We start from the raw sequence: 19,447 nt of genomic DNA, 5'->3' as shown, positions 1-19,447 counted from the left end.
CACCTTATGGACCGCCGGCAACAAACCTCAAGAATTAACAAATCTTGACTCGCCAAAGCTGACATTTACATACAACATGGCGGCCATTCAATCTCAACTTGACTCGCGAATAATCACTATGGCTTCGTTTTTGCTCAAAAGCACGACCTCGGTCCTTGCCCTTGCATTTGCCCCTGCCGTTTTTGCACAGTCCGCGACGCCCGCTGCCACCGCACCGGCCGGGCAGCCGCAAGTGACGTTGAATCAGATCGTTGAGCAGACCCTGCTCAGCAATCCCGAAATCCAGGCCAAGTACCACGACTTCCAGGCGTCCCTGGAAGGCCAGGCCGTCGCCCGCGCCGCCTACTTTCCGCAGATCAATGCGCAAGGTTATCTGGGCCGCGAATGGCGCAACAACGTGCCCGGCGTCGGCTCGCAGAGCTGGAACCGCCCCGGCTGGAGCGTCGAGCTGCGTCAGCTGATTTTTGACGGCTTTCGCACCACCAACGACGTCAAGCAGGCCGGTTTCGACAAGCTGGCCCGCTTCTATGACGTGCTGGCCACCAGCGACAACACCGCGTTCACCGCCGTGCAGGCCTACATCGACCTGCAGCGCTACCGCGACATGGAGCTTTTGGCCCGCCAGAACTATTCGCTGCACGAAAACACGCTCAAGCAGATCGGCGAGCGCACGGAATCCGGCGTGGGCCGTCGCGTCGACCTGGAGCAGGCCGGTGGCCGCCTGTCGCTGGCCCAGACCAACCTGATGACCGAAACGGCCAACCTGCTGGACGTGCAGCAGCGCTTTCAGCGCGTGACCGGCGCCCTGCCGCCCGAATCGATGCTGCCGGCTCCGGATATCGCCGACAAGCTGCCCAAGGCCCCGGGCAACTTCAATGACTCCCTGCGCCGCAATCCCAGCTTCCTGTCCAAGCAGGCCAGCCTGCAGGCCGCGCAGGCGGGCGTGCAGTCGTCCAAGGGCGCGTTCTCGCCCAAGTTCGAGTTCGTGGCAAACACCGGCCGCGACCAGAATGATCCGACCCCGCAAAGCCGCGACATCCAGAGCTCCAGCGTCCAGGTCGTGATGAGCTACAACCTGTACCGGGGCGGCGCCGACTCCGCCCGCGTGCGCCAGACCGCCAACCAGTCGTATGCCGCCCGCGACATCCGCGATTACACTTGCCGCAACGTGCAGCAGGATCTGGCCGTGGCCTGGAACAACATCACCAGCCTGAGCCAGAAGTTGCCCTTCCTGCGTGACCACGAAGTGGCCACGACCAAGGTGCGTGATGCGTACGCGCAACAGTTCCAGATTGGCCAGCGCTCTCTGCTGGACCTGCTGGACACGGAAAATGAACTGTTCGAATCGCGCCGTGCGCTGACCAATGCCATTTATGATCTGCGTCTTGCGCAGTATCGCTGGCTGGCGCTGTCCCACACCCTGCTGCCGGCGCTGGCGCTGCAACCCGCGCGCAACGAAATGCCCGAGGAAAACGGCAAGCTGGAAGTGTCGGACGAAGTGATCAAGCTGTGCAATTCGACCGTTCCGGACACCGCCCGCCTGGCTCCCGTTCGCGTGCACTACAACGAAGGCACCCTTCCCCCGACGCTGGTGCCGGTGAACTCGCCTGCCGCCCGACCCTGATCGGAGCAGGCCGCAAGGAGGCCCAATGGCCAACAAGGGCAGTGATTTCTCGCAGTTGGACGCGGACTTTGTCCGCGTCCTGGAAGACTTGATCGACGCGTTGATCGCCAACGGCACCTTGCGTATGACGGACCTGCCTATCCAGGCCCAGCAAAAGCTCACCCAGCGCAAGCAGCAGCGTGCGCGCCTCTCGGAACACCTTGACCTGTTGGATGACGAAGATGGACAAGTTATCTGATCTGGCTGCCCGGGAATGGCGCGCGGACGCCCGCTCCGCGCACGACGACCCGCTGCTCGATTGCCTGGTGGAAATCACCCGCCTGCACGGCGTCGCGGCGACCGCGCAAGCCCTGTCTGCGGGCCTGCCCCTGGAAGAACACCGCCTCACGCCCGCCCTGCTGCCTCGGGCGGCCGCGCGGGCGCAGCTTTCCGCGCGCGTGGTCAAGCGCTCGCTGGATCACATCTCGCCGGACCTGCTGCCCGCCATCCTGCTGCTCAAGGGCGAACGCGCCTGCCTGCTGCTGAAAAAGGACGGCGGCAAGTTCGTGGTCAGCCACCCCGAACTGGGCGGCAGCTCCATCGACATGGATCCGGCCGAACTGGCCGAGCAGTACAGCGGGCTGGTCTGCTTTGTCCGTCCGCAATTCCGGTTTGACGCCCGGTCCCCGGAAGTGGCCAAGGTGCGCGAGCGCCACTGGTTCTGGGCCGCCATCATGGAGAACCGCCGGCTGTACCGCGACGCCCTGGTCGCGGCGCTGCTGATCAACGTGTTCGCGATGGCGATGCCGCTGTTCACCATGAACGTGTACGACCGCGTGGTGCCGAACAACGCCGTCGAAACGCTATGGGTGCTGGCCATCGGCATCACGCTGGTGGTGATCTTCAACATGATCCTGAGCACCGCGCGCTCGCATGTCGTGGACAGCGCCAGCAAGCGGGTCGACGTGCGCCTGTCCTCGCAGATCATGGAGCGCGTGCTGGACCTGCGCCTGGAAGGCCGCCCGGTGTCCGTCGGTTCGTTCGCGGCCAACCTGCGCTCGTTCGAATCCATCCGCGACTTCATCGCCTCGGCCACCATCACCACGCTGGTCGACCTGCCCTTCATCCTGCTGTTCCTGGGCGCCCTGGCCTGGATTTCGCCGTGGATGATCCTGCCGCCGCTGGTCGCCATCGTGCTGATCCTGCTGGTGTCGCTGGCGGCGCAGGCGCGCATGGAAGCGCTGACGATGGCCTCTTTCCAGGCCTCGTCGCAGCGCAACGCCACGCTTGTCGAAGCGCTGACCGGCCTGGAAGCCGTCAAGACGCTGAATGCCCAGGGCGCTATCCAGCGTAACTGGGAACGCGCCACGGAGTTCATCGCCCAGACGGGCGGCAAGCTCAAGCTGATTTCCTCGTCGACGGTCGGCTTCGTGCAGGCCGTCCAGCAGCTCGTCTCGATCGCCGTCGTGATCATCGGCGTGTACCTGGCGCAGGAATCCGCGCTGTCGATGGGCGGCATCATTGCCGCGTCCATGATCGCCGGCCGCTGCCTGGCGCCGCTGGGCCAGGTCGCCGGCCTGCTGATGCAATACCAGAATGCCCGCACCTCGCTGGGCTCCATCGACAACTACATGAAGATGGCGATCGAGCGTCCGGCCGAGGCCGAGTTCCTGCATCGCCCCGTGTTCCACGGCGGCCTGGAATTCCGCGACGTGACCTTCACGTATCCCGGCAGCACGCAGCCGGTGCTCAAGAAGGTGTCGTTCAAGCTCAAGCCCGGCGAGAAGGTCGGCATCATCGGCCGCATCGGCTCGGGCAAGACGACGCTGGAGAAACTGGCGCTGGCCCTGTACCAGCCCACCGAAGGCGCCGTGCTGCTCGATGGCGTGGATGTCCGCCAGATCGACCCGGCCGACGTGCGCCGTGCCATCGGCCACGTCCCGCAGGATCCCCTGCTCTTTTACGGCAGCCTGAAGCACAACCTGGCGATGGGCGCGCCCTACGCCGACGACGCCAGCATCCTGGCGGCCGCCAACACGGCCGGCGTGACCGAATTCGCCAACCTGCATCCCAACGGTTTTGACATGATCATCGGCGAGCGCGGCGAATCGCTTTCCGGCGGGCAGCGCCAATCGGTGGCCGTGGCGCGCGCGCTGATCAACGATCCGCCCATCCTGCTGCTGGACGAACCCAGCAGCAACATGGACCACCAGAGCGAGGCCCAGCTGCGCAAGCGCCTGGGCGAAGCCAGCGCAACCAAGACGGTCCTGCTGGTGACGCACCGCACCGCGCTCCTGGAGCTGGTCGACCGGCTCATCGTGATCGACAACGGCCATATCGTGGCCGACGGTCCGAAGGAACAGGTTGTCGAAGCCCTGCGTCAAGGACGCGTTGGACGCGGAAGCTGAGAAGACCATGCTGAACAATCCTGGAGCCCCCAAGCACGGTTTCTTTGGCAACCTGCTGCGCGCGCCGCGCAACGTCTTCGTGTTCTTCTTCGACCGCCTGCTGGACGGCGCCGAGAAAGGCAAGCCCGCCCAGCGGTCCGACTACATCGGCAATGCCGAATGGGTCATCCACGAGTCGCAGGCCCGCGGCTCGCGCATCCTGCTGTGGACGTCGCTGCTGGCCACCATGGGCCTGCTGGTCTGGGCAGGCTTTGGCAGCATCGATGAGGTGGTCCGCGGCGAAGGCAAGGTCGTGCCGTCCCGCCAGGTGCAGATCATCCAGAGCCTGGACGGCGGCATCGTCGAAGAGATCCTGGTGCGCCCCGGCCAGGAAGTCGAGGCCGGCGAGGTCCTGCTCAAGATCGACTCCACCCGTTTCAACTCGTCGCTGGGCGAGAACAACGCCGAGTACCTGTCGTTGCTGGCCAAGGCGGCCCGCCTGAAGGCGCTGGCCACGGGCGAACCCTTCGTCACGCCCGAGGAAGTGCTGAAACAGGCGCCCGGCCTGGGCGAAATGGAACGCAACGCCTGGCAGGCGCGCAACACCGAGCTGAACGCCACGGTCAACGTGGCCCGAGAACAACTCAAGCAGCGCCAGGAAGACCTGCGCGAAACCATCGCCAAGCGCGACCAGGCCTCGGCCAGCTGCGGCCTGACCTCGCGCGAGCTGCAGGTGACCCGGCCGCTCCTCAAGAGCGGCGCCGTGTCCGAGGTCGATCTGCTGCGCCTGCAGCGCGACGTTGCCCGCTATTGCGGCGAGCAGAAAGGCGCCGAGGCGCAGATCGACCGCTTCCAGGCGTCCATCAAGGAAGCCGAAAGCAAGATCCAGGAAGCCGAGCTGAACATCCGCAACCAGGCCCGCAGCGAGCTCTCGGAAACCAACACCAAGCTGGCGACCCTGCGCGAAGGCAAGGCGGCGCTGGTCGACCGGGTCAAGCTGGCCGAAGTGCGCGCCCCGGTGCGCGGCACCGTCAAGACCCTGTTCAACAACACGGTCGGCGGCGTGGTGCAGCCGGGCAAGGACATCATCGAAATCGTCCCCAAGGACGACACGCTGCTGCTCGAAGTGCGCATCCAGCCGCGCGACATCGGTTTCCTGCACGCGGACCAGAAGGCCGAGGTCAAGTTCACGGCCTACGACTTCGCGATCTACGGGGGCCTGGAAGGCCGCGTGGAACAGATCGGCGCGGACACCGTGACCGACGAGAAGGGCAACTCCTACTACGTCGTGCGCGTGCGCACGGACCGCAGCACGGTAGGCGACAAGCTGTTGCCCATCATCCCCGGGATGGTGGCAGAGGTTCATATCCTGACAGGCAAGCGCACGGTGCTCCAGTACCTGCTCAAGCCCATTCTGCGGGCGAAGGCCAACGCCTTCACCGAACGTTAATGGAGAGCTTCAAGGCCTTATGAAACCCATTCCCGTCCTGTTGATTACGCACGACGACCTGCTCTGGCAGCACTGGCGCGCGCTTGACCCGGCGCGCTGGATGGCTGCCCGCGGGCGAGGCCTGGCGGATCTGCAACGCTGGCGAGAACAAGGCCGCACGCTGGCGGTGCTGGACGCCGACGTGCCCAAGCTGCCCGCCTGGCACGATCCGTTCTGGACCCCGACGCTGGCCGGCCTGCACGTCGTGGTCGCCAGCGCCAGCCCCAACGATGAACAAGGCACGCAGGCGCTGGGCGCCGGCGCGCACGGCTACTGCCACAGCTATGCGCCGCCCGCCGCGATGGCCCAGGCCCTCGAAGTCGTCGCCTCCGGCGGCATCTGGATGGGGCGCTCGCTGGTGTCGCGTCTGCTCAAGCTCGTCACCGAGCGTGCGCAGGACGCGCACGCGTGGGACGGCGGCCGTCTCACCGAGCGCGAAATCACCGTCGCGCGCTACGCCGCCAGCGGCCAGTCCAACGCCCAGATCGCCGAAGCGCTGGGCATCACCGAACGCACGGTCAAGGCGCACCTGTCGGCTGTTTTCGACAAGCTGGGCGTCACCGATCGCCTCCAGCTCGCCCTGCTGGTCCACGGCATTTCCGCACCCGCCGACGCGCGCAGCAAAATCACCGCGTAAACCTGTCCTCAAGGACAATACCCGCCGCCAGCGGCGACCCGTAGTATCTGGCCATCTTGGATAACTCCCTGAAACGGAACCAACATGGCCAACTCCTCTCCCGCAGTCGTCAACGAAATCTCCGGTCGCGCGTGGATACGCAATAGCGACGGTTCCTTGACCGAACTGCATCAAGGCAGCAAAGTCCCCGCCGGCAGCGACATCGTCACTGCCTCGGGCGCCACGGTTTCGCTTCAGGTTGAAAACGGCATGCCGATCGTGATCGGCGAAGGCCGCGAAGTCGCGGTCAACGGCGACATGACCGGCCCGCTGGCCGATCCGACCGAAGCCGCGGTTGCGCCGCCCTCGGGCACCGATTCGGACCGCCTGCTGGCCGCGCTGCAAGCCGGCCGCGACCCGTTCGACGAACTCGATCCGACCGCCGCCGTCGTGGCTGGCGGCGGTGAAGCCGGCGGCAGCAGCTTCGTCCGTCTGGCCCGCATCCTCGAAACCACCAGCCCGCTGGATCTTGCCTACCCGAATCCGGCGCGCGGCGACGACACGCTGCCGCGGGTTTCCGGCGCGGCGCTGACCGCCGACGGCGGCGACGCTGCAGCGGCTGTCCCCGGCAACACTCCCCCGGTCGCGCAGAACGACGGCGTCACCACCCGTCAGGACAATTCGATCAGCGGAAATCTGCTCGCCAACGACGCTGACGCCGATGGCGACGCATTGACGCTGGTTTCCGTCAACGGCCGCCCCATGACCAGCGCCGGCCTGACTGTGCCCGGCTCGAACGGCGGATCGTTCACGGTGTTCCCTGACGGTTCGTACGTCTTCAACCCCAATGGCGATTACCAGGCGCTGGGAGAAGGCGAGACCGCGAGCTCCACCATTTCCTACACGATCACCGATCCGTCGGGCGCCACCTCGACCGCAACGGTCGCCGTCACGATCGTTGGCGTGCTCGACGTGCCCACGATCGCCGTTTCGGACGCGGGCACCATCAACGAAGGCGGCAGCGCCACGTTCAACATCAGTCTGGGCAACACGATCGATCTGGACCGTGAAACGACCATCACGCTCAAGGTTGGTGGCCAGGTCGAACCCCAGGACGTCGGCGTGCCGGTCGTCACCATCGGCGGCGTGGCCGTGGCCGTGACTGCCAATGCAGACGGCACGTACAGCTTCCAGCTGCCCGCCGGCGTCACGAACGGCATCGTGGTGACGTTGCCCACGACCGACGACAACACTTTCGAGGGCAGCGAGACCCTGACGCTGGAGGCCACGCTCAGCGGCCAGGCCGCCAACGGCGCCCAACTGCCCGCCGGCATCTCCGACACCGGCAACGCGACGATCGTCGATACCGACAGCACCGACCCGACCAACCCGAACCCGGGCGCCGACGTGCCGGCCCTGTCCGTCTCGGACGCGGGCGATGTCAACGAAGGCAGCGATGCCGTCTTCAACGTTGCCCTGACCAAGGCTGTCGACGCCGACACCACCCTGACGTTCACGCTGGGCGGCCAAATTGAAGCGGGCGATGTGGGCACCCCCACCGTCATGATCGGCGGCAGGCCCGCCACCGTCACGGCCAACGCCGATGGCTCCTACAGCGTCACGGTGCCGGCCGGCACGACCGGCGGCATCGTCGTCACGGTCCCCACCACCGACGACGCCGTGTTCGAAGGCCGTGAACAGCTGACGCTGGACGCCACGCTGACCGGCAGCTCGGCCAGCGGCATCGCCCTGCCTGGCAACATCACCGACTCCGGCAGCGCCGTCATCGTGGACGACCGCGGCACCGGCGCCGATGTGCCGGCCATCAACGTGTCCGACGCAGGCGACGTCAACGAAGGCAGCAACGCCGTCTTCAATGTCGCGCTGACCAAGGCCGTCGATGCCGACACCACGTTGACGTTCACGCTGGGCGGTCAAATCGAAGCCGGGGACATCGGCACCCCCACCGTGATGATTGGCGGCCAGCCCGCCACCGTCACGGCCAATGCCGACGGCTCCTATAGCATCACCGTGCCTGCCGGCACGACCGGCGGCATCGTTGTCACCGTGCCCACCGCCGACGACTCGGTGTTTGAAGGCCGTGAACAACTGACGCTGGACGCCACGCTGAGCGGCAGCACGGCCAGCGGCGTCGCCCTGCCTGGCAACATTACGGATTCCGGTAGCGCCACGATTGTCGATACCGAAAGCACCGACCCGTCGAACCCGAACCCGGGCGCTGACGTGCCGGCCCTGACCGTCTCGGACGCGGGCGATGTCAATGAAGGCAGCGACGCGGTCTTCAATGTCGCGCTGTCCAAGCCGGTTGATGCCGACACCACCCTCACCTTCACGCTCGGCGGCCAGATTGAAGCCGGCGACGTGGGTGCCCCCACGGTCGTGATCGGCGGCAAGCCTGCCACCGTCACCGCCAATCCGGACGGCACGTACAGCGTCACGGTTCCTGCCGGCACGACTGGCGGCATCGTCGTCACGGTCCCGACCACCGATGATTCGGTGTTTGAAGGCCGCGAACAGCTGACGCTGGACGCCACGCTCTCGGGCAATACCGCCAGCGGCGTCGCCTTGCCGGGCAACATCACCGATTCCGGCAGCGCCACGATTGTCGATACGGAAAGCACCGACCCGTCGAATCCGAACCCGGGCGCCGACGTGCCGGCCCTGACCGTCTCCGACGCGGGCGACGTCAACGAAGGCAGCAACGCCGTCTTCAACGTCGCGCTGACCAAGGCTGTCGACGCCGACACGACCCTGACGTTCACGTTGGGCGGTCAAATTGAAGCCGGCGACGTGGGCACCCCCACGGTCATGATCGGCGGCAAGCCTGCCGTCGTGACTGCGAATGCCGATGGCTCCTACAGCATCACCGTGCCGGCTGGCACGACTGGCGGCATCGTGGTCACCGTCCCGACCACCGATGACGCCGTCTTCGAAGGCCGCGAACAGCTGACGCTGGACGCCACGCTGACCGGCAACTCGGCCAGCGGCATCGCCCTGCCGGGCAATATCACCGATTCCGGTAGCGCCACGATTGTCGATACCGAAAGCACCGATCCGTCGAACCCGAACCCGGGCGCTGACGTACCGGCCCTGACCGTCTCCGACGCGGGCGATGTCAACGAAGGCAGCGACGCCGTCTTCAATGTCGCGCTGACCAAGGCTGTCGATGCCGACACGACCCTGACGTTCACGCTGGGCGGCCAGATCGAAGCTGGCGACGTGGGCACCCCCACTGTCATGATCGGCGGCAAGCCCGCCACCGTCACGGCCAATCCTGACGGCACGTATAGCGTTACGGTGCCTGCCGGCACGACCGGCGGCATCGTCGTCACCGTTCCGACCACCGACGACTCGGTGTTCGAAGGCCGTGAGCAGTTGACGCTGGACGCCACGCTGACCGGCAACTCGGCCAGCGGCATCGCCCTGCCGGGCAATATCACTGATTCCGGCAGCGCCACGATTGTCGATACGGAAAGCACCGACCCGTCGAACCCGAACCCGGGCGCCGACGTGCCGGCCCTCACCGTCGCAGACGCGGGCGATGTCAATGAAGGCAGCGATGCCGTCTTCAATGTTGCGCTGACCAAGGCTGTTGACGCCGACACCACGCTGACGTTCACGCTCGGCGGCCAGATCGAAGCCGGCGACGTGGGCACGCCCACTGTCATGATCGGCGGCAAACCGGCCACCGTCACGGCCAACGCCGATGGCTCCTACAGCATCACCGTGCCGGCTGGCACGACTGGCGGCATCGTCGTTACCGTCCCGACCACCGATGACGCCGTCTTCGAAGGCCGCGAGCAACTGACGCTGGACGCCACGCTCTCGGGCAATACCGCCAGCGGCGTCGCCCTGCCGGGCAACATTACCGATTCCGGCAGCGCCACGATTGTCGATACGGAAAGCACCGACCCGTCCAACCCGAACCCGGGCGCTGACGTGCCGGCCCTCACCGTCTCCGACGCGGGCGACGTCAACGAAGGCAACGACGCCGTCTTCAATGTCGCGCTGACCAAGGCCGTCGACGCCGACACCACGCTGACGTTCACGCTGGGCGGCCAGATCGAAGCTGGCGACGTGGGCACGCCCACCGTCATGATTGGCGGCAAGCCCGCCACCGTCACGGCCAATCCGGACGGTACGTACAGCGTCACGGTTCCTGCGGGTACGACCGGCGGCATCGTCGTTACCGTCCCGACCACTGACGATTCGGTGTTTGAAGGCCGCGAGCAACTGACGCTCGAAGCGACGCTCTCGGGCAATACCGCCAGCGGCGTTGCGCTGCCTGGCAACATCAGCGACTCCGGCAGCGCCGTCATCGTTGACGATCATGGCTCCGGCGCGGATGTGCCCTCGCTGAGCGTCTCGGACGCTGGCGACGTCGACGAAGGCAACGACGCCGTCTTCAACGTCGCGCTCTCCAAGCCTGTCGACGCCGACACCACGCTGACGTTCACCCTGGGCGGCCAGATCCAAGCCGGCGACGTGGGCACCCCCACCGTCATGATCGGCGGCAAGCCTGCCACGGTTACCACGAACCCCGATGGCTCCTACAGCATCACCGTGCCGGCTGGCACGACCGGCGGCATCGTTGTCACGGTCCCGACCACCGACGACTCGGTGTTTGAAGGCCGCGAACAGCTGACGCTCGACGCCACGCTGACTGGCAGCTCGGCCAGCGGCATCGCCCTGCCGGGCACCATCACCGACTCGGGCAACGCCGTCATTGTTGACGACCATGGTTCGGGTGCGGATGTGCCGACCCTGTCCGTCTCGGACGCCGGCGACGTCGATGAAGGCAACGACGCTGTCTTTAACGTCGCCCTGTCCAAGCCGGTCGACGCCGACACCACCCTGACGTTCACGCTCGGTGGCCAGATCGAAGCCGGCGACGTGGGCACGCCCACGGTCATGATCGGCGGCAAGCCTGCCACCGTTACGGCCAACGCCGATGGCTCTTACAGCATCACCGTGCCTGCTGGCACCACCGGCGGCATCGTGGTCACCGTCCCGACCACCGATGACTCCGTCTTCGAAGGCCGCGAACAGCTGACGCTGGACGCCACGCTGACTGGCAGCTCTGCCAGCGGCATCGCCCTGCCGGGCACCATCACCGACTCGGGCAGCGCCGTCATCGTTGACGACCACGGTTCGGGCGCCGACGTGCCGACCCTGTCCGTCTCGGATGCAGGCGACGTCAACGAAGGCAACGATGCTGTTTTCAACGTCGCCCTGTCCAAGCCGGTCGACGCCGACACCACCCTGACGTTCACGCTCGGTGGCCAGATCGAAGCCGGCGACGTGGGCACGCCCACGGTCATGATCGGCGGCAAGCCTGCCACCGTTACGGCCAACGCCGATGGCTCTTACAGCATCACCGTGCCTGCTGGCACCACCGGCGGCATCGTGGTCACCGTCCCGACCACCGATGACTCCGTCTTCGAAGGCCGCGAACAGCTGACGCTGGACGCCACGCTGACTGGCAGCTCTGCCAGCGGCATCGCCCTGCCGGGCACCATCACCGACTCGGGCAGCGCCGTCATCGTTGACGACCACGGTTCGGGCGCCGACGTGCCGACCCTGTCCGTCTCGGATGCAGGCGACGTCAACGAAGGCAACGATGCTGTCTTCAACGTCGCCCTGTCCAAGCCGGTTGATGCCGACACCACCCTGACGTTCACCCTGGGTGGCCAGATTGAAGCTGGCGACGTGGGTACGCCAACGGTCATGATCGGCGGCAAGCCTGCCACCGTCACGACGAACGCCGATGGCTCCTACAGCATCACGGTGCCGGCTGGCACGACCGGTGGCATCGTTGTCACCATCCCCACCACCGATGACGCCGTCTTCGAAGGCCGCGAGCAGCTGACGCTGGACGCCACGCTGACCGGCAGCTCGGCCAGCGGCATCGCGCTGCCGGGCACCATCACTGATTCCGGTAGCGCCACGATTGTCGATACCGAAAGCACTGACCCGTCGAACCCGAACCCGGGCGCCGACGTGCCGGCTCTGACCGTCTCCGACGCGGGCGACGTCAACGAAGGCAGCAACGCCGTCTTCAATGTTGCGCTGACCAAGGCTGTCGATGCCGACACGACCCTGACGTTCACATTGGGCGGTCAAATTGAAGCCGGCGACGTGGGTGCCCCCACGGTCATGATTGGCGGCAAGCCGGCCACCGTCACTGCCAATCCTGACGGCACGTACAGCGTCACGGTTCCTGCTGGCACGACCGGCGGCATCGTCGTCACCGTCCCGACCACCGATGACTCCGTCTTCGAAGGCCGCGAACAGCTGACCCTGGACGCCACGCTCTCGGGCAATACCGCCAGCGGTGTCGCCCTGCCGGGCAACATCACCGATTCCGGCAGCGCCGTCATCGTTGACGACCATGGTTCGGGCGCCGACGTGCCGACCCTGTCCGTCTCGGATGCAGGCGATGTGAATGAAGGCAACGACGCTGTCTTTAACGTCGCCCTGTCCAAGCCGGTCGACGCCGACACCACGCTGACGTTCACGCTCGGCGGCCAGATCGAAGCTGGCGACGTGGGCACCCCCACCGTCATGATCGGCGGCAAGCCCGCCACGGTCACGGCCAATGCCGATGGCTCCTACAGCATCACGGTGCCGGCTGGCACCACAGGCGGCATTGTCGTCACGGTCCCGACCACCAACGACTCCGTCTTTGAAGGCCGCGAGCAACTGACCCTGGACGCCACGCTGACTGGCAGCTCGGCCAGCGGCATCGCCCTGCCGGGCACCATCACCGACTCGGGCAGCGCTGTCATTGTTGACGATCACGGTTCGGGCGCCGACGTGCCCACCCTGTCCGTCTCGGATGCCGGCGACGTCAACGAAGGCAACGACGCTGTCTTCAACGTCGCCTTGTCCAAGCCGGTTGATGCCGACACCACCCTGACGTTCACCCTGGGTGGCCAGATTGAAGCTGGCGACGTGGGTACGCCCACGGTCATGATCGGCGGCAAGCCTGCCACCGTCACGGCCAACGCCGATGGCTCGTACAGCATCACCGTGCCTGCCGGCACGACCGGCGGCATCGTTGTCACGGTCCCGACCACCGATGACTCCGTGTTTGAAGGCCGCGAACAGCTGACGCTGGACGCCACGCTGACCGGCAGCTCGGCCAGCGGCATCGCCCTGCCGGGCACCATCACTGATTCCGGTAGCGCGACGATTGTCGATACCGAAAGCACTGACCCGTCGAACCCGAACCCGGGCGCCGACGTGCCGGCTCTGACCGTCTCCGACGCGGGCGACGTCAACGAAGGCAGCAACGCCGTCTTCAACGTCGCGCTGACCAAGGCTGTCGATGCCGACACCACGCTGACGTTCACGCTCGGCGGCCAGATCGAAGCCGGCGACGTGGGCACCCCCACCGTCATGATTGGCGGCAAGCCTGCCACCGTTACTGCCAATCCGGACGGTACGTACAGCGTCACGGTTCCTGCGGGCACGACCGGCGGCATCGTCGTCACCGTTCCGACCACAGACGACTCGGTGTTTGAAGGCCGCGAACAGCTGACGCTGGACGCCACGCTCTCGGGCAATACCGCCAGCGGCGTCGCGCTGCCTGGCAACATTACCGATTCCGGCAGCGCCACGATTGTCGATACGGAAAGCACCGATCCGTCCAACCCAAACCCGGGCGCCGACGTGCCGGCCCTGACCGTCTCGGATGCGGGCGACGTCAACGAAGGTAGCAACGCCGTCTTCAATGTCGCGCTGACCAAGGCTGTTGATGCCGACACCACGCTGACGTTCACCCTGGGTGGCCAGATTGAAGCCGGCGACGTGGGCACGCCCACGGTCATGATCGGCGGCAAGCCCGCCACCGTCACCGCCAATCCGGACGGCACGTACAGCGTCACGGTTCCGGCTGGCACGACTGGCGGCATCGTCGTTACCGTCCCGACCACCGATGACGCCGTCTTCGAAGGCCGCGAACAGCTGACCCTGGACGCCACCCTCTCGGGCAATACCGCCAGCGGCGTCGCGCTGCCTGGCAACATCACGGATTCCGGCAGCGCCACGATTGTCGATACCGAAAGCACCGACCCGTCCAACCCCAACCCGGGCGCCGACGTGCCGGCCCTGACCGTCTCGGATGCCGGCGACGTCAACGAAGGCAGCAACGCCGTCTTCAATGTCGCGCTGACCAAGGCTGTCGATGCCGACACCACGCTGACGTTCACGCTGGGTGGTCAAATTGAAGCCGGCGACGTGGGCACCCCCACGGTCATGATCGGCGGCAAGCCCGCCACGGTCACGGCCAACGCCGATGGCTCCTACAGCATCACCGTGCCGGCCGGCACGACTGGCGGCATCGTTGTCACCGTCCCGACCACCGATGATTCCGTGTTTGAAGGCCGCGAACAGCTGACGCTGGACGCCACGCTCTCGGGCAATACCGCCAGCGGCGTCGCGCTGCCTGGCAACATTACCGATTCCGGCAGCGCCACGATTGTCGATACGGAAAGCACCGACCCGTCGAACCCGAACCCGGGCGCCGACGTGCCGGCCCTGACCGTCTCGGATGCCGGCGACGTCAACGAAGGCAGCAACGCCGTCTTCAATGTCGCGCTGACCAAGGCTGTCGATGCCGACACCACGCTGACGTTCACGCTCGGCGGTCAGATCGAAGCTGGCGACGTGGGCACGCCCACGGTCATGATCGGCGGCAAGCCTGCCACCGTCACGGCCAACGCCGATGGCTCCTACAGCATCACCGTGCCGGCTGGTACGACCGGTGGCATCGTTGTCACCGTCCCCACCACCGATGACGCCGTCTTCGAAGGCCGCGAGCAGCTGACCCTGGAAGCCACGCTCTCGGGCAACACCGCCAGCGGCGTCGCCCTGCCTGGCAACATCACCGATACCGGCAACGCCGCCATCGTGGACAGCCGTGGTCCGGGCGCCGATGTGCCGTCGCTCAATGTCTCCGACGCGGGCAACGTGACCGAAGGGAACACGGCGAGCTTCAACGTGACCCTGAGCAAGCCGGTCGATGCCGAAACGACGCTGACCTTCACGCTGGGCGGCCAGGTTACCGGCGCCGACTACGGCAAGCCCGTTGTGACGATCGGCGGAACGTCTGTGGCGGTGACGGCCAACGCAGACGGCTCGTACAGCGTCAAGGTTCCGTCCGGCACCACCGGCGGCATCGTCGTCCAAGTGCCCACGACTGCCGACGGCATCTACGAAGGCACCGAAAGCATGGTTCTCAACGCCACGCTCTCCGGTCAGACCGCTAGCGGTACCGCCCTTCCGGCAGGCATCTCGGACAGCGGCAATGCGGCCATCGTGGACATCAACAAGCCGCCTGTCGTGGGCAATGCATCCGTCGCGGTGTCCGAGGAAGGCCTGAGCGGTGGCATCAAGGACGGCAATGGCACGTCCGACACCACCGATTCGGCGAAGGCCAATGGCCAGTTGAACATCACCGACGACAACAGCGGAGCCGCCTACACGATCACGCTGGTGGCGCCGGCCAATGGCAGCCTCAGCTCCGACGGCGTGCCAATCAACTGGACGCTGTCCGACAATGGCCATACGCTGACCGGCCGCGCCGGCACCACCGACGCCATCATCATCAAGATCGACAATGCTGGCGCCTACACGGTGCAGATGCTGGCGCCGGTGGATCATCCGGACACGACGCGTGAAGACACGGTCGGCCTGTCCGTGACCGTCAAGGTCGCGGACGGCGTCAATGCGCCCGTCACCACCACGCTGAACGTCACGATCGAAGACGATTCGCCTGTCGTGCAGCAGAACGCGCCCGTCAACGTCGAGTCCGCCGGCATTCCCGATGTCTATACCGGCAAGGTCTCCTTTGCCGGCTCTTCCAGCAGCGATAGCCAGTGGAAGTTCACGTTCGGCAACGGCGCCGTGGAAGTCTCGGCCAAGGGATTCACGTCGAATAACGACCTGACGCTGATCGACGCCAAGGTCAACCAGAGCACCGCAGGGCTGGGTGTGGCGAGCTCGGGCTCCCCGTATCACAACATCGCGAACGAGGTGGACTACCGCGAATTGAACGGCCAGGGCGCGTCGGAAGAACTGACGATCCGTCTGACCGGCGGAAAGATCGCCTACGGCGCAACCATCGACTTCGCCGCCATGTATGGTGGCGAAGTGGAAAGCGGCATCGCACGTTTCTACCGCGATGGCGTGTTGATCGCCGAACGCACCTTCACCTCGGACAAGGGCGGCGGCGACTACGCGGCGAACTTCCGGGTCGAGGAAGGCGGTTTCGACACGATCGTCGTGTCTGCCACGGACAACCACAAGAATTCGTCGAGCGACAACAGCGACTTCACCGTGACTGGCGTGACGTTCCTGGGCAGCCAGGATGTCCATGCCATCGCCTACGCCGACGGCAACCTGCAATTTGCCTACGGCGCTGACGGCCCCGGCACGCTGAAGCTGACGGGCGTGGAAAGCGGCCTGACGACGCGTGATGGCGGCGCAATCAAGACCAATGTGGCTGCCAACGGCAACCTGATCCAGGGTCTGGATGCGTCGGGCAATCTGGTGTTCGAGATCCGCCTGACGCCGGCCACCGGAAAGTGGGAGTTCTATCAGTACCAGTCCATGAACGGCACGGCCAACAAGCTGATCGACTTCACGTACCAAGTGACTGACGCGGATGGCGATTTCGCAAACGGCCAGTTCCAGGTTGGCGGTGTCGAGCCCACGGGCCCGACCCTGACGATTGAAGACAACAATGCCGGCGCGCCTGGCGTCCTGAGCGTGTCCGAAGCACAGGCCACCGGCAGCGGTTCCTTCGTGATCACCGCGGCAGCCGGACTGAAGTCGATCTCGATCGACGGCACCGGCAACGCCGACGCGACGCTGACTCTGGACCGCCTGGCGGGCCTGTCGAGCAACCCGCTCACGCTGACCACCAGCAAGGGCACGCTGACGCTCACCGGCTACGACGCGGCAACCGGCAAGGTGACCTACACCTACCAGACCAGCGGCGCGCAGCAACACACCGGCGACGACACCAACGTCCAGGACCACTTCGCGATCACGGTCGAAGACAAGTTCGGCGGCAAGGCGACGGGCGACCTGGGCGTGCTGGTGACCGATACGGCGCCCAACCTGGTCCCGATTGCCGACAGCTCCGCGCTGGCGTCACGCGGCACCAACATCATGCTCACGCTGGATACGTCCGGCAGCATGAACTACGGCAGCGGTGTCTACAGCAACAAGCGTGAGCTGTCGCGCCTGGAGGTACTGAAATCCTCGGTCGCCAAGCTGCTCGACCAGTATGGCGAGTCCGGCGACGTGCGCGTCATGATTGTGGAATTCAACTCGTCCGCGAGTCAGAAGGGCGGCGGCTGGATGTCGCTGGCCGCAGCCAAGACGCTGGTCGACGGCTTGAGCTACGGTGGCGGCACCAACTACGAAGCTGCGCTGAACACCGCCATGACGGCGTGGAACAACTCTGGCACGGGCAAGCTGGAAGGCGCCAATGTCCAGAACATTTCCTACTTCTTCACCGACGGAAACCCTGAAAACGGACCCGTCTACGCCCCTCAGCAGGCGACGTGGGAAAAGTTCCTCACGGACAACCAGATCAATTCGTACGGCATCGGTCTTGGCACCAACGCCACCGGCACGTACATCGATCCGGTGTCCTACAACCCCAGCAAGCCGCAGGACAGCAACACGATCATCGTGAAGGACTTGAACGGTCTGGATACGGCGATTTCGGACACCATCGCACCGCCGATCGTCGGCGACATCTCGGCGGGCGGCACGTTGGGCGCCGACCTGGCCGGTGCGCGCATCACGCAACTGGTGATCGACGGCAAGACGTTCAACTACGACGTTGCGACCAACAAGGTCACGGCCAGCTCCGGCGCGACCTTCACCTTCGATTCGGCCAAGTCCGAACTGACTGTGACGACGTCGCACGGCAAGTTCACGATCGATCTGGCGGGTGAAAACCTGGGCGATTATCGCTACCAGCCGCAAGCCGCCGGCACCGACACCGTCCAGTACACGGTCAGGGATGGCGACGGCGATACGGCAAGCTCCAGCCTCACGCTGACGGTGACGGCGCCGGTTTATCAAAACCCGGATGCCGTGAACGACACGGTGATCACCAACATCCTGAGCCCGCAATTGACGGTTCAGGCCGGCTCGCTGCTCGCCAACGACGTGCGCGGCACGGGCGCGTTGACGATCGGACCGCTGACGGTGAACACGGGCTGGAAGGATAAGGGAGGCGACTTCATTGCTTCGTCGGTCAAGGAGCTTCCGTTCGCGGGAACGAACGGCAACGTCAATGCGAACAAATTCCTGACGGTAGATCGCGCAGATCTGGCTCAGATCGGCCAGAATCGGGCTCAGATCAAGGTAGATGGATACCTCGCCAGCGTGGGCGCTAGCCGCAGCAATGATGAGGACACCATCACCTTTGCCATGAAGGCCGGCGAAGTCCTGACGCTGAGTCATGACATGCAGGAGAACTGGGTTCGGATGGAGTATCGCCTCGCCGGAACGTCGGGTCCCTACAAAGCGCTGCAAAGCGGAGACAGCATCAGCCCCACGGCCGATAGCCAATACGAAATCCACCTTGTCAATCTTGACGACAATGGCTCGGGTTGGTTTGGTGACGGCCCGGAGAATTACATTCTCACGATGACCGTCGACTATTCCCGCGCATCTGCCGTTGCCGACACCGTGGCCAATTCCTCGTACACGATCAGTACGGCGGACGGCCATAGCGATAGCGCCAACGTGTCTGTGGCCTATCAAGCGGGCAGCAGCCTGCTGGGCACCGACAAGAGCGAGATCCTGCTTGCGGGAGATGGCAACGACACCCTGAACGGCGGCAAGGGCAACGACGTGCTGATCGGCGGCAAGGGCCACGACACCCTGATCGGTGGCGACGGTTCAGATACGTTCCGCTGGGAGTTCAACGATCAGGGCACCACGTCCAACCCGGCCGTGGACCGGATCAAGGACTTCTCGCTGGCCAAACCCGCAGACGGCGGCGATGTGCTGGACCTGAAGGACCTGCTCGTGGGCGAGAAGGATGGCAATCTGTCCAACTACCTCAACTTCAAGCAGGATCCGGCCAACGCCAACAATACGATTCTCGAGATCAACACCAAGGGCCAGATCGGCCAGGGTGCCGATCAGAAGATCGTGCTGGAGGGCGTCGATCTCACCCATGACGTCCACGGTCAGGCCGTCAGCAACCAGGCCATCATCAACGACCTGCTGCAGAAGGGGAAGCTGAACGTCGATCATCATTGATCATCGACGTGACGGGAGGGCCGGCCCAGGCCTTA

6 protein-coding genes are annotated in these 19,447 nt (G+C 65.4%); all 6 read left to right on the top strand.

The genetic code is table 11. The annotated features are described in order from the left end of the window. The first annotated feature begins 118 nt into the window (after window positions 1-118). The 6 genes from H4P35_RS08990 to H4P35_RS08965 all read left to right on the top strand — a co-directional run bounded on the left by H4P35_RS08990 (window position 119) and on the right by H4P35_RS08965 (window position 19,412). Window positions 119-1,624 (top strand): TolC family outer membrane protein, encoded by a 1,506-nt coding sequence (locus tag H4P35_RS08990; protein ID WP_152383946.1) that lies wholly within the window; start codon window positions 119-121, stop codon window positions 1,622-1,624. A gap of 25 nt (window positions 1,625-1,649) precedes the next feature. Beyond that, window positions 1,650-1,862 (top strand): hypothetical protein, encoded by a 213-nt coding sequence (locus H4P35_RS08985; RefSeq protein ID WP_056315801.1) that lies wholly within the window; start codon window positions 1,650-1,652, stop codon window positions 1,860-1,862. Then, entirely contained in the window at window positions 1,846-4,011 is a 2,166-nt protein-coding gene (locus H4P35_RS08980; protein ID WP_370638960.1) for a type I secretion system permease/ATPase, read from the top strand. The genes H4P35_RS08985 and H4P35_RS08980 overlap by 17 nt, the downstream gene beginning before the upstream one ends. Window positions 4,012-4,018: 7 nt before the next feature. After that, window positions 4,019-5,440, top strand: coding sequence for an HlyD family type I secretion periplasmic adaptor subunit (locus H4P35_RS08975; protein ID WP_056318595.1), 1,422 nt, complete (start codon window positions 4,019-4,021; stop codon window positions 5,438-5,440). A 19-nt stretch (window positions 5,441-5,459) separates the two neighbouring features. Continuing rightward, complete coding sequence (locus H4P35_RS08970; RefSeq protein ID WP_056315795.1) at window positions 5,460-6,116, top strand: response regulator transcription factor; 657 nt, start codon at window positions 5,460-5,462, stop codon at window positions 6,114-6,116. 84 nt (window positions 6,117-6,200) lie between these two features. Then, entirely contained in the window at window positions 6,201-19,412 is a 13,212-nt protein-coding gene (locus tag H4P35_RS08965) for a retention module-containing protein (protein ID WP_226848681.1), read from the top strand. The last annotated feature ends 35 nt before the right edge of the window (window positions 19,413-19,447 follow it).

This window comes from Achromobacter sp. 77, assembly GCF_020541125.1.
In the GTDB taxonomy this organism is placed as follows: domain Bacteria; phylum Pseudomonadota; class Gammaproteobacteria; order Burkholderiales; family Burkholderiaceae_B; genus Achromobacter; species Achromobacter mucicolens.
This window is presented reverse-complemented; position numbering and strand designations above follow the sequence as displayed.

Coding starts and splice junctions, on each gene's coding strand:
- H4P35_RS08965 (WP_226848681.1), top strand. CDS start 6,201: ATGGCCAACTCCTCTCCCGCAGTCGTCAACGAAATCTCCGGTCGCGCG.
- H4P35_RS08975 (WP_056318595.1), top strand. CDS start 4,019: ATGCTGAACAATCCTGGAGCCCCCAAGCACGGTTTCTTTGGCAACCTG.
- H4P35_RS08980 (WP_370638960.1), top strand. CDS start 1,846: ATGGACAAGTTATCTGATCTGGCTGCCCGGGAATGGCGCGCGGACGCC.
- H4P35_RS08985 (WP_056315801.1), top strand. CDS start 1,650: ATGGCCAACAAGGGCAGTGATTTCTCGCAGTTGGACGCGGACTTTGTC.
- H4P35_RS08970 (WP_056315795.1), top strand. CDS start 5,460: ATGAAACCCATTCCCGTCCTGTTGATTACGCACGACGACCTGCTCTGG.
- H4P35_RS08990 (WP_152383946.1), top strand. CDS start 119: ATGGCTTCGTTTTTGCTCAAAAGCACGACCTCGGTCCTTGCCCTTGCA.